Origin of the sequence: Hyunsoonleella rubra, assembly GCF_042684665.1 — a bacterium.
Taxonomy (GTDB): Bacteria; Bacteroidota; Bacteroidia; order Flavobacteriales; family Flavobacteriaceae; genus Jejuia; species Jejuia rubra.
This window is the reverse complement of sequence record NZ_JBHULY010000007.1, coordinates 23,371-36,941: the sequence shown is the minus strand read 5'-3', so window position 1 is coordinate 36,941 and position 13,571 is coordinate 23,371. Positions and strand designations below refer to the sequence as shown.

General features: G+C 39.4%; 9 protein-coding genes. 4 read left to right on the top strand and 5 right to left on the bottom strand.

Going from position 1 to position 13,571, the window contains the following annotated elements; all coding sequences use genetic code 11:
* Positions 1 to 35: 35 nt before the first annotated feature.
* On the bottom strand, positions 36 to 1,112 hold the full coding sequence (prfA, locus tag ACFSR8_RS05300; protein WP_380289789.1) for a peptide chain release factor 1: 1,077 nt from the start codon (positions 1,110 to 1,112) through the stop codon (positions 36 to 38).
* Positions 1,113 to 1,206: 94 nt separating this feature from the next.
* Between prfA and ACFSR8_RS05295 the strand changes: the two genes are divergently transcribed.
* On the top strand, positions 1,207 to 1,518 hold the full coding sequence (locus tag ACFSR8_RS05295; RefSeq protein WP_380289787.1) for a hypothetical protein: 312 nt from the start codon (positions 1,207 to 1,209) through the stop codon (positions 1,516 to 1,518).
* 53 nt (positions 1,519 to 1,571) lie between these two features.
* Here the strand turns inward: ACFSR8_RS05295 and ACFSR8_RS05290 are convergent, their stop codons facing one another.
* The 3 genes from ACFSR8_RS05290 to ACFSR8_RS05280 all read right to left on the bottom strand — a co-directional run bounded on the left by ACFSR8_RS05290 (position 1,572) and on the right by ACFSR8_RS05280 (position 6,532).
* Positions 1,572 to 4,127: an adenosylcobalamin-dependent ribonucleoside-diphosphate reductase gene (locus tag ACFSR8_RS05290; protein ID WP_380289785.1), complete on the bottom strand. Its 2,556-nt coding sequence runs from the start codon at positions 4,125 to 4,127 to the stop codon at positions 1,572 to 1,574.
* A gap of 194 nt (positions 4,128 to 4,321) precedes the next feature.
* Positions 4,322 to 5,281: a DUF3078 domain-containing protein gene (locus ACFSR8_RS05285; protein ID WP_380289783.1), complete on the bottom strand. Its 960-nt coding sequence runs from the start codon at positions 5,279 to 5,281 to the stop codon at positions 4,322 to 4,324.
* Between the two features lie 72 nt (positions 5,282 to 5,353).
* Positions 5,354 to 6,532, bottom strand: a complete 1,179-nt coding sequence (locus ACFSR8_RS05280; RefSeq protein ID WP_380289781.1) for an AIR synthase related protein — start codon at positions 6,530 to 6,532, stop codon at positions 5,354 to 5,356.
* 324 nt (positions 6,533 to 6,856) lie between these two features.
* Between ACFSR8_RS05280 and ACFSR8_RS05275 the strand changes: the two genes are divergently transcribed.
* On the top strand, positions 6,857 to 7,525 hold the full coding sequence (locus ACFSR8_RS05275) for a 3-keto-disaccharide hydrolase (RefSeq protein WP_380289779.1): 669 nt from the start codon (positions 6,857 to 6,859) through the stop codon (positions 7,523 to 7,525).
* 85 nt (positions 7,526 to 7,610) lie between these two features.
* Here the strand turns inward: ACFSR8_RS05275 and ACFSR8_RS05270 are convergent, their stop codons facing one another.
* Entirely contained in the window at positions 7,611 to 9,797 is a 2,187-nt protein-coding gene (locus ACFSR8_RS05270) for a glutamine synthetase III family protein (RefSeq protein ID WP_380289777.1), read from the bottom strand.
* A 273-nt stretch (positions 9,798 to 10,070) separates the two neighbouring features.
* Between ACFSR8_RS05270 and ACFSR8_RS05265 the strand changes: the two genes are divergently transcribed.
* Together ACFSR8_RS05265 and ACFSR8_RS05260 are read left to right on the top strand one after the other, a co-directional pair.
* A complete protein-coding gene (locus ACFSR8_RS05265; RefSeq protein WP_380289775.1) occupies positions 10,071 to 11,093 on the top strand; it encodes a glutamine synthetase beta-grasp domain-containing protein in 1,023 nt (340 codons plus the stop codon).
* A 337-nt stretch (positions 11,094 to 11,430) separates the two neighbouring features.
* A complete protein-coding gene (locus ACFSR8_RS05260) occupies positions 11,431 to 13,566 on the top strand; it encodes an OstA-like protein (RefSeq protein WP_380289773.1) in 2,136 nt (711 codons plus the stop codon).
* Positions 13,567 to 13,571: the final 5 nt, after the last annotated feature.

Sequence of the window (13,571 nt, the reverse complement as noted above, 5' to 3'; positions counted from 1 at the left end):
CTTTTCCTAAAACCTAAAACCCAATCACCCAATAGCTAAATCGTTTCATCACTAGCCTTTAACTTTTCTGTGTTTTCGGCCAGTTGCAATTCATCAATAATCTTTTGAATATCACCGTTGACGATATTCTGTAAATCGTAGAGGGTTAATCCTATGCGGTGATCGGTCACTCTGCCTTGCGGATAATTGTAAGTTCTAATTTTTGCACTTCTGTCACCAGAAGACACCATACTTTTTCGTTTTTCGGAATCGGCCGCCTGTTTTTTTGCCAGTTCCATTTCGTATAATCGAGAACGCAAAACTTTCAACGCCTTTTCTAAGTTTTTGTGTGAGGATTTTTGGTCCTGGCAACTTACGATCATTCCGGTAGGCTCATGGTGCAACTTAATGGCAGAATAAGTGGTGTTCACGGATTGCCCACCAGGTCCTGTTGAAGTGGTACGCTCAATACGCACTTCGGACATATCCAATTCCACATCAAACTCCTCTGCTTCAGGCAATACAACAACTGTTGCCGCACTGGTGTGGACCCGACCTTGAGTTTCCGTTTGAGGCACACGCTGCACACGATGCACGCCAGCCTCAAACTTCATTGTGCCATAAACCTCCTCACCGCTCACCTCAAAAATAATCTCTTTAAAACCGCCAGCTGTACCTTCATTTAAGTCCACAACACTAACGTTCCAACCTTTGCTTTCACAATATTTAGTGTACATTCTGTATAAATCACCTGCAAAAATACTAGCCTCGTCCCCGCCTGTTCCTGCTCTTACCTCGACCACAACATCTTTCGCATCATCGGGGTCTTTAGGAATCAGTAAAAAGCGGATTTCATCTTCCAATTTCGGAATACCTTCCTTAGCTTCATCGTACTGCATTTTGGCCATTTCTACCATTTCGGCGTCACTTCCATCAGCTATAATTTCCTCAGCTTCCTTTAAATTATCTGTCAGTTCGATATAGGAATCGCGCTTTTCCATGAGTACTCTCAAATCCTTATATTCCCTATTCAATGCTACGTATCGCTTTTGGTCAGAAATGATATCCGGTTGGATAATCAAATCGTTCACCTCGTCAAAACGTTGCTTTACTATCTCTAACTTATCTAACATCTGCTTTTTTTATCGGACATCAAAAATACGATAATTTATGAATTTTGAGAGCTCACGAGAAACAGATATGGCTGAAACCAAAAAATAATTCCCAGTGAAAACCGTTACATTATTTACCATGCAACAGTTTTCATCCATCCTTCTGTTTTACCGGCCTTTATTTCTATGGTCTTTTGGAATAAATGCATTGCTTTCCATTATCGGATTGGGCCTTTTCCCTTTGTTTTTAATAAAATTTTTTCTAGTGATTTTTCTTTGGCACATTACCACCGAAACCTTGTCAAAACGAAAATTGTTGTTTTACAGAAAACTGGGCATTTCTACATTTAAACTATTTTCAACACTATTTATCATTGACGCCTTTTTGAGTCTTCCTTTTCTTTTGGTTTTAAAGGCTTTTATATAAATGAAAAGGGAAGCACTCTGGCCTCCCTTTCGATTTCATATTCATTCTAAAGTCTATCCACACTTTGAAGACCCACAATCGCTACAGGTCAGACAGCCTTCTTGATAAATCAAATTCTCTGATTTGCAATTATCACAGGTTTGCCCCTTTACTTCAGTGCCGTCCTCAATAAAGCGTTTCAAAGCACGTACCACACCATTTTTCCATGTGTTGATGGAAGCACTGTCTAACTGCAAACTGTTAATCAAATCCACAATCTTATCAATAGGCATACCGTGTCTTAACGTACTTGAAATTAACTTGGCATAGTTCCAAAACTCTGGGTTGAACTTATGCGACAACCCTTCGATTGTAGTTTTGTATCCCCGAGTATTCTTATATTGAAAATCATAACGAGACGATCCATCCTCATTTCTATTTTTGATAATCACTCCACGATTGACCCAACGTGGCAACAAAATTCCGTCTTCGTCATCAGCAAGACCAGTAAATATCTCATAAGGTTTGTCGTCCACCAAGCCGATAAAAGCGATCCATTTTTCCTTGTTATTTTGAAAACGCACCACATCCGCTTCCAAAGTTTGCGGGCGTTTTTTGGGAAATACCGTTAAAATCGTGTTTTGTGGCTGCTCCTCTTTCTTCTCATCGTTAGAAATCAATACTCCCGAACGCGAACCATCACGATAAACCGTTACGCCTTTACAGCCCACCTCCCAAGCTTTGACATACAATTCACCAACCAAATCTTCATCCACATCATTTGGCAAATTGATGGTTACACTAATGGAATGGTCCACCCACTTTTGAATAGCACCCTGCATACTTACCTTGCTCAACCAATCAACATCGTTGGAAGTAGCTTGATAATATGGTGATTCTTGGATAAGTCCATTTAATTCATCCTGCGAATAATTTTTTGTGGTATCAATACCGTTCACTTCCATCCATTGTTTGAATTTATGATGAAATACCACGTATTCCTCCCAAGAATCCCCAACCTCATCTACAAAATCCACACGAACATCCTTATCATTTGGGTTTACCTTTCTTCTTCTTTTATAAACCGGTAAAAACACAGGTTCAATTCCCGATGTGGTTTGGGTCATCAAGCTTGTTGTCCCTGTTGGCGCAATGGTCAACAATGCAATATTGCGACGCCCGTATTCCAACATTTCGTAATACAATTGACTATCGGCTTCTTTCAAGCGTAAGATAAACGGATTGTCTTTTTCCCTATCGGAATCGAAAATAGAGAATGCCCCACGTTCCTTGGCTAAACTTACCGAACCACGATAAGCTTCCAAAGCAATAGTTTTATGCAATTCTACCGAAAAGGCATTTCCTTCTTCACTGCCATATCTTAAACCCAAAGCCGCCAACATATCTCCTTCTGCAGTAATACCAATGCCAGTTCTTCTACCTTCGTAGGCCTTGTTTCTGATATTTAACCACAGGTTTCGCTCCACCGCTTTTACCTCATCTTCTTCGGGATCTTCATCAATTTTCTTTAGAATTACATCAATTTTTTCCAATTCAAGATCGATGATATCATCCATGATTCGCTGTGCATAAGCCACATGTTCTTTGAATAAGTCAAAATTGAATGTTGCATTTTTTGTGAAAGGCTCTTCAACATAAGAAAACAAGTTTATGGCCAACAATCTACAAGAATCATACGGACACAACGGGATTTCCCCACATGGATTGGTAGAAACGGTTTTGTACCCCAAATCCGCATAGCAATCTGGCACGGATTCCTTGGCGATGGTATCCCAAAACAAAATACCAGGTTCTGCGGATTTCCATGCATTATGCACGATCTTTTTCCAAAGGGCATTGGCCTCAATGTTTTTAGAAAACTTAGGACTATCACTAAAAACAGGATATTTTTGAACATATTCCGAACCCGCCTTTACGGCCTTCATGAATTCATCATCAATTCTGACGGAAACATTAGCACCCGTTACTTTTCCGGCTTCCAACTTGGCATCAATAAAATCTTCAGCATCAGGGTGATTTATTGAAATAGACAACATCAAAGCACCTCGCCTACCATCCTGTGCCACCTCGCGGGTAGAATTGGAATAACGCTCCATAAAAGGTACAATTCCTGTTGAAGTTAATGCCGAATTCTTCACAGCAGAGCCTTTCGGGCGGATGTGGGATAAATCATGACCGACACCACCTCGACGTTTCATCAACTGTACCTGTTCTTGGTCAATTTTCATGATACCACCGTAGGAATCCGAGGCACCACTATTTCCAATCACAAAGCAATTGGATAAAGAAGCAATTTGATAAGGGTTGCCGATACCTGCCATTGGACTTCCCTGAGGCACGATATATTTAAAGTCTTTAATTAAATCGAAAACGTCGTCTTCCGATAGAGGATTGACATATTTCTTTTCGATTCGAGCAATTTCTTTTGCAATACGACGGTGCATATCACTGGGGGATTGTTCAAACAAATTCCCATCAGAATCTTTGAGAGCATATTTGTTAATCCAAACACGGGCGGCCAAGTCATCATTTTTGAAGTATTTTAGAGAGGCTTCAAAGGCTTCTTCTTGGGTGAAAGTTTGTTGTGCGGGGGAGGTTTTCACATTCATTGTAGCTTATGGTTTTTTGAAAAAAAATGGAATAATTTTGAAACTATAAAACAACAAAATTTATTTCATTTTTACTATACTCAAAACCAAAAAGTTAGCAACAATATTTTGTTAATATTATCAATATCAGTAATTTAAAAATTTATCAACATGAAAAAGTTAACAAATTTAATAAATACATGACAAGAATCCTTTTAAAAGTCAACAGCAAAACCTATACCCAAAAACTGCTTCCATTGCACTCGTGCACCGGTTTCGTCGAACTCGCCTTCAACGGCTGTTGGCTCCAAAATTTTCACATCATCATCGTAGCGCAAATGCGACTCCAAAGTTGCTCGAACAAAACTGTTAACTTTAAAATCGAAATTCACTCGCCAATCCACGTCAACATTGCCAAAATTATTGATGTAATCCGTATACAAACTTAAAAGATGGGTGGCTCTAATATTTTTAGTCAATTCAAGAGCGTAGCTATTCGTCATCAGAATACCAACTTCTGTTCGGATGTTATCTCCCTTTTTAATCAAATTACCATTATCATCAAAAACCCCAGGCTCAACACCAAACGACCCGGCATTGGCCAATTCCTGGTCTAAAACAAATGTGGCCTTTAACGTTAGTGGGGAGAAATAAAATGAGAGTTCCTCAATATTTTTTCCGTACTCCATCCCCCCTCCAAAAAGCAAATACCCAGGTGCCATAAACCTAGAAATGGGATTGTCAGTATCGGGATAGTTGTAACCATTGGCAATTTGGGCCCTAAAATTAAATCGTGCAGAATAAAACCACTTGGAATCTTCCGTGGGTTGATAACCCAGATTCGAAGTCATTTCAACAATATCATCGGTTTTGCGCAACTCTCGACTTGCCTGCTTGTTCACGCCATAACGAACCCGAAAACTATTGTTCCAAAAATAAAATTTATCCTTATAGTTTTTTTGAAATTCATACCCTAACAAGGCGGATATGGAGTTGGTACCTCCGGCATTCCAGTTGGTAAAACTTACCTGACTGATATCCAAACTCGCTTTTTGGACCTGTGTCCACAAGGGCCCATCATAGACCTTATTTTCTTTAATAAAAAGGGAGTCGGGTTGTGCAAAACTAAATTGTACTGTAAACAGAAGGGCTAAGACTAGAAAATGTCTAGACATGGTTTGTTAGGTTTATTAAAAGATATCATCTTATCAAAAATTGTTCCAATAACAATTCCGGATTAGGATTTTCTAATACTTAAACTCGCCAAATTCACTTTTTATTGTGAGCTTTTTGGTTTCTGAAGCCTCTACCCTACCAATAATTTTGGCGTCCACATTGAACGCTTTTGATGTAGCGATGATATCTTCTGCAATTTCCGTCGCAACGTAAAGCTCCAATCGGTGTCCGCAATTAAAGACCTGATACATTTCCTTCCAATCGGTATTGGATTGCTCCTGTATCAATTTAAATAGCGGAGGCACATCAAACATATTATCCTTAATAATATGCAATCCATCCACAAAGTGAAGGATTTTGGTCTGCGCCCCACCTGAGCAATGTACCATGCCATGAATACTTTGACTATTGTATTTTGACAAAATCGATTTGATAATCGGCGCATAAGTACGTGTTGGGGACAGCACCAATTTTCCAGCATCAATCGGGGCATCCTCAACCTCGTCCGTCAATTTCACCCCTCCCGAATATACCAAATCCGCAGGTACGGCTGCATCAAAACTTTCGGGGTATTTTTTGGCCAGATATTTATGGAACACATCGTGTCTGGCGGAAGTCAACCCGTTACTTCCCATACCGCCATTGTACTCAGTTTCGTAAGTGGCCTGCCCAAAGGATTCCAAACCAACGATAACATCCCCAGCGGAAATATTGGCATTATCTATCACATCGTTTCGCTTCATACGAGCTGTAACCGTAGAGTCCACAATAATAGTACGCACCAAATCGCCCACGTCGGCGGTTTCCCCACCTGTAGAATGAATGGTTACCCCAAAGGATTTCAAATCGGCAATCAATTCCTCGGTACCATTGATAATGGCTGAAATTACCTCGCCCGGAATCAAATTTTTGTTTCTTCCGATGGTTGAGGACAGCATAATGTTATCGGTTGCACCAACACACAACAAATCGTCAATATTCATGATCAATGCGTCCTGGGCGATACCTTTCCAAACGGAAATATCCCCAGTTTCCTTCCAATACATATAGGCCAAAGAGGATTTTGTGCCCGCCCCGTCGGCATGCATAATCAAACAATAGTCATCATCATTGGTTAAATAATCCGGAACGATTTTACAAAATGCCTTTGGGAAAAGCCCCTTGTCAATATTTTTGATGGCATTGTGTACATCCTCTTTTGAGGCCGAAACCCCGCGTTGCGCATAACGTTTTGAAACTTCTTGGCTCATGGTACTAAATTGTGATGCAAAGTAACGGAATATTTTAAAGATTTGTGGGGTTTGAAATTGATTAAGAACGAGTTTTATTAACGGGGTTTTTAACTGGATTTAAGACCACAAAATTGACATGTGATATGTTGTCAGTACTTATTGACTTTACCGGAAAAAATAACTAGATTCGTTTTACAATCGATAAACTTCTTAAATACGCAAGCTTATCTCCGCGTTGTATAAGATGTTTACCTTTCCTAAAAAAACAACTGTAAATAAACCCCATGATTAATGAAATATAATATCAAAATTCTTATTTTACTTGAATAAACATTTATAACCATGAAAAATACATACCTATTATTGGCTTTTGTTTTATTATTCGTTCCAAATTTAACAAACGCCCAATCCACAATTGAACTTTTTAACGGTGAGGATTTAGATGGCTGGTATGCTTACGAGAAAGAAACCGGAAAACATGATAATGCCGCTGAAATCTTTCAGGTTGACCATCAAATGATTCGTTTATATGGCAATAAAGTTGGTTACCTTATGTCCGAGCAATCATTTCAAAATTTTCAATTAACCGTTGAGTTCAGATGGAATACGGATTCAACTTTCACAAAGAAAAGCACAAAAAAAAATAGCGGTATAATGTATCTAGTTCCATCTGATACCCCGGACATGCTTTGGCCTAAGGGCATTCAGTTTCAGGTAAAAGAAGGCGCTACTGGAGATTTTATTCTGCTTCAAGACGTTACTCTTCGAATAAATGGGGCAGTAACCGAGCCTGGCCGAAGTGTGGTGGCTAAACGCTTTATAGATGCCACAAGACCTATTGGCGAATGGAATACCATAGTAATTACAGTGCAAAACGGAAAAGTAAAACAAGAACTTAATGGTAAATTGGTTAATGAAGGTATTGAACCTTCTGTTTCAGGGGGTAGGGTTTTATTGCAATATGAAGGATATCCAATTGATTTTCGCAAGGTGGCAATTGAGAAATTATAGCTATTCACTCTTACCCGTTCTGAACAATTGCCACATAATTTTCAACTTATAAGTTAATGCATTGGATTGCACCTCCTCACCTGTTCTACCTAATAAACAGCATCTCCCGATACTTCGTTAACGGCCAAAGTTCGTCATCCACCAACAGTTCCAGTTTATCACAATGGTAGCGGATATCGTCTAAAAACGGCTTAACCTTTTCGCAGTAGGCTTCGGCTTTTTTGGCTACATCTTCGAGCGTGTTGGCCTGTTTGCGCTCATCAATCATTTTGGTGACTTTGCCATTGATGCCTTCCACGTGGCCAGAAATTGCCCTAATGAGGTTGAGCTGTTCTTTGGCTAAATCTTCGTAATCTTTACCAAATATCTCCTTTAGGCCCTTTACATTGTCAATCAGTATATTTTGGTATTTCACCGCTGTGGGGACTATATGGTTTCGAGCCACATCGCCAAGCACACGGCTTTCAATTTGGATATGCTTAATGTAGGCCTCCATTTCAATTTCGTAGCGGGCCTCCACTTCTATTTTGCTCATCACCTTCATGTCCTCAAACAAGGCCACGGTACTTTTTGCAATCTTCGCCTTCAAAGCTTCGGGAGTCGTTTTGTTGTTGCTCAGCCCTCTGTTTTTGGCCTCTTTTTCCCATTCTGCACCGTAACCGTTACCTTCAAACAATATATCCCTTGAGGCCTTTATATATTCGCGCAATACGTTAAAAATAGCCTCATCCTTTTTAAAGTTTTTACCATCCACCAAAGCATCCACTTCAACTTTAAAATCCTTCAATTGTTTTGCTACGATTGTATTCAGTACCGTCATCGGGTTACCACAATTCGCCATGGACCCCACGGCGCGGAACTCAAATTTATTACCCGTAAATGCAAAAGGTGATGTTCTATTTCTATCGGTATTATCCAATAACACATCGGGTATTTTACCAACTACATTTAATTTTAAATCCGTTTTTTCCTGTGGGGACAGTTTGCCCTTTGTTACTCCCTCCAAATCCTGTAGCACTTTGGTTAACTGCTCCCCTATAAAAATTGACATTATGGCCGGAGGGGCTTCATTTGCTCCCAACCTATGATCGTTACTGGCGGAAGCCACTGTTGCCCTCAACAACTCTTCATTTTCATAAACCGCTTTTATCGTATTGACAAAAAAGGTCAAAAACTGCAGGTTACTCATTGGGGTTTTACCCGGTTTTAGAAGATTCACCCCAGTGTCCGTAGATAACGACCAATTGTTATGCTTCCCCGAACCGTTCATATTGGCAAAGGGCTTTTCATGCAACAAGACTTTTAAATTATGTCTGGACGCCACACGTCCCATTACATCCATCAATAAGGAGTTATGGTCCACGGCCAAATTGGCTTCCTCGTAAATCGGCGCAATTTCAAATTGATTAGGCGCCACTTCATTGTGCCTAGTCTTCGCAGGAATGCCCAAAAGCATACACTGGTTTTCCAAATCGCGCATAAAGTTTAGAGCACGATTGGGAATGGAACCAAAATAATGGTCGTCCAACTGCTGTCCCTTCGCGGAGGAATGCCCTAAAAGCGTTCTTCCCGTAAGGGTAATATCCGGGCGACAGGCCACAAGATTTTTATCTACCAAAAAATACTCCTGCTCCCATCCCATGGAAGAGGTTACTTTTTTCACATTCTTATCAAAATATCGGCACACATCCGTTGCCGCATCATCAACAGCGTGCAAGGCTCTTAACAATGGCGTTTTATAATCTAAAGCTTCACCAGTGTAAGCCACAAAAATCGTTGGGATGCATAATGTAGTTTCATAAATAAAAGCAGGAGATGTAGGATCCCAAGCGGTATAACCTCGCGCCTCAAAAGTATTCCTGATTCCTCCACTTGGAAAACTCGAAGCATCCGGTTCCTGTTGGACTAATTGACTCCCGCCAAACTTTTCAATAGCATTGCCGTTTTCCGTAGTTTCAAAAAAAGCATCGTGTTTTTCGGCCGTGGTGCCCGTCAGAGGCTGAAACCAATGCGTGTAATGCGTTACCCCTTTAGATAGTGCCCAGTCCTTCATGGACGAAGCTACTTGATCAGCAACCGACCTGCTTATTTTGGACCCATCTTCAATGGCACTCATCACGCCCTTAAAAGCATCCCTTGTTAAATACTGGCGCATAGTACTTTCATTGAACACATTAGCGCCGAACAATTCGGAACGCCTACCCTCTTCAACAAATGTTTTTGATGTATAGGAAATGGATTCCTTTAGGGCATGAAATCGTAAACTCGCCATGGGAATAAATAGTTTGGTATTAAACTTTTACAATAGCGCAAAAATAGATGTTATGTCAAAACAATCGCAAAAAATCAGAAAATTTATTGTTATCAATTTTTCAGTATTCATATAAAAAACTATACTTTTTTTAAAATATACCCACAAAAAATAGGGTATAAATAAAAATAACATTGGCTTTTATGAAAAGCCCCCCCAATAATTTAAAGTATCTCAATAAAAATTTATATTTGTTCGGATTAAATAAAAAAATACACCAATAAATCAGTAATTATGGCTAAAATTAAATTAGAATACCTTTGGTTGGATGGTTATAAACCGACTCAAAACTTGAGAAGTAAAACCAAAGTAGAAGAGCATGAAAACTTTAAAGGAACTTTGGAAGAAATCGGTAACTGGTCTTTCGACGGATCTTCCACCAGACAAGCTGAAGGTGGGGCTTCAGATTGTATCTTAAAACCTGTAGCTATTTACCCAGATCCTGAAAGAAGAAACGGATACTTGGTTATGACTGAGGTTTTGAATGCCGATGGAACTCCACACGAATCTAATGGCAGAGCCACAATTGATGATGATGATAACGATTTCTGGTTTGGTTTTGAGCAAGAGTATTTCATAATGGATACGCACACACAGTTGCCTTTAGGTTTCCCTGTTGGTGGTTATCCTGCACCTCAAGGTATGTACTACTGTTCTGTAGGTGGTAAAAATACTCACGGTAGAGATTTAGTTGAGGAGCACGCCGATTTATGTATCGACGCAGGCTTGAACTTTGAAGGTATCAACCAGGAAGTTGCATGTGGACAGTGGGAATTCCAATTGTTTGCCAAAGGTGCTAAAAAAGCTGGTGACGAAATTTGGGTTGCAAGATATTTACTAGACCGTTTAACTGAAAAGTATGGTTACTACATTGAGTACCATCCAAAACCATTAGGTAAGGACATGGACTGGAATGGTTCCGGTATGCACGCTAACTTCTCTAACACCACATTGAGAACTGCCGGAAACAAAGCAACTTACGAAGCTATCTGTGAAGCTTTCCGTCCAGTAGTAAAAGAGCACATCGAAGTTTACGGTGAGTTTAACGACCAACGTTTAACCGGTGAGCACGAAACACAATCTATTACCGAATTCTCTTATGGAATTTCAGATAGAGGTGCTTCAATCCGTATCCCTGTTGCAACTGTAGAAAGCGGTTGGAAAGGTTGGTTAGAGGACAGAAGACCAGCATCTAACGGTGATCCATACAAAATTGCAGGTAGAATTATTAAAACCGTTAAATCTGCTAAGATTTAAATCTTAATAAATTAGTTAAATTCTCAAAACGCTTCTTTCTTTTTAGATGGAAGCGTTTTTTGTTTTTGGGCGTTCCCCTCCTGCCGTCGGGTCAGGCTTTCCGCTACAAGTCCTCGGGTTCCCTCCTAGCGTCGGAAACCCTGTGGGCTTTCCACTACAATCCTTAACGCACTTGCCCGCCAACCAACAGAAAAAAACCAAGCTCAAATTCTTCCTTTTACCATTCTGGCATAAAACAAAGGCCTAAAAGCGTTCTAAAATAAATGGCAAGATTTTAAGTTTTAATTTGGTATTGAACATTATTATAATCCTTATTTTTGCCCAAAACAGTCCTATTTTGAAAGCATTTCATTTACTCGTTTTTATCGCTCTATTTTCTATTTTTTCCACTTACGAGGCCGTGGCCCAAAAAAAGATTGAAATCAAATATTCAGGCTTTTTAAATTTTGACGAAGACAATTATCCCGGTGCTAAAATCCTAACCCGGGACGACTCCGAGCAAGTTCACATTGTTCACGAAAGCATCAACATGTGGTGCGACAAGGCCTATTATTACGGTAGCGAAAATTTTCTGGAAGCCTACGGAAACGTGAAAATGATTCAAGGGGACACCATTAATATGACATCAAAATATGTGGAATACAGTGGCATAACCCAATTGGCATTTGCCAGTGGCGATGTAGTTTTAAAAGACCCTAATTCCACAATTACAACCGACACATTATATTTTGATCGAGAAAGACAACAGGCATTTTTTCAGAACCATGGAAAAGTTGTTAAAGATTCCTCAGGAACGATTACCAGCAGAATTGGTCGCTATTACATGGAAAATAAAAAATACCAGTTTGTAGATAGTGTTGTTCTCACAAATCCGGATGCCAAAATACTTTCTGATTACTTCGATTTTTATTCCGAAACTGGCCACGCCTATCTGTTCGGCCCGTCAACCATAACTACTGAAAAAAGTATTACTTACTGCGAAAAAGGGTTTTACGACACCAAGGCCAAAACGGGCTATGCCATGAAAAACGCAAAGATTGACTACGATAATAAGGAAATCCTTGGGGACAGTTTGTATTTTGATCAAAATATAAATTTCTCATCCGCAACAAATAACATAAAGATAACCGACACCATCAATAATAGTGTTGTGAAAGGACACTATGCCGAAATTTTTAAAGCTAAAGATTCCATTTTTATTACTAAAAGAGCCTACGCTATCACCACTCAAGAAAAGGATTCAATTTACATCCATGGGGACACCCTTATGGTTACTGGAAAACCAGAAAAGCGCATCACGCGAGTTTTTAGAAACGTAAAACTTTATAAATCTGATTTAAGTGGAAAGGCGGACTCCATTCATGTGAATCATGAGAGTGGATTGACACAATTGATAAATATTAATGACCCATCAAAAACAGATGTATTTTCAGTGTCCCGAAAACCAATTTTATGGAACATCGGCAATCAAATGACGGGAGACACTATCCATTTGAAAAGCGATACCGTAAAAGAGAAAATGGACTCCTTGATTGTGTTTAACCATGCATTTCTCATCAGCAAGGACACACTTGGTGACGGCTACAACCAAATCAACGGAAAAAAGCTTATCGGTTTGTTTAATGATGATAACGAAATCTACCACATCGATATTATCAAAAACGCCCAATCCATTTACTATTTCCGAAATGAGAATAACGAACTGGTAGGTATTGATAAGTCAAAATCAGGCTTAATAAATATTCTCATTAACGACAATGCCATTGAAGAAGTCAGGAAAATCAACCAAGTGGATGGCGACATTTATCCAGAGAGCGAATTCCCAAAAATCGATAGATTATTGAAAGGATTCGACTGGAGGGAAGAAGAATGCCCCAATAGCGTTGAAGATTTATTTAAGGACGATCCTCCACTGGAACTTCCAGTGATTAAAGGACTTGAGGATTATGTGCCCCAGGATGATTTCTTTGACAAGATCTTAAAGGAAAAACTGAGGTTAGCCAAAAAACCTTATAAGCCTATCAATACGGATAAAGAAAAGTTGAAAGACAAGGATTCATACAAGAATATCCTGAAATCCAGCGAACAATTTGGTAGTGCTGTATGGAACAAAAAGAATATTGAAATTAAATCGGAAACACTTCTATCTCCTGATAACAAAAAGGCAGAAAGGTTGATTGCCAAAAAGAACACAGTAGGCTACATTACTCAAAATACCGACCTTAAAAATGGAAAGTTTGAATTTTCCATATGGCTAAAGGGAAGTGGTGAGATTTATATTGCAATTCAAGAATATGGAGGGGATTTCTCCAACTATAAATTACAAACTATAAAATTGACAAACGACTGGAAGAGACATTCAATAATGGCTGATAAGCATGATGACGGCCATAATTTAAGAGTTGTAATAAATAAAATACATCCGTCAGATATAGTCTATGCTTGGAATTCAAAACTAATAAAGTTTCCTTGATCTTA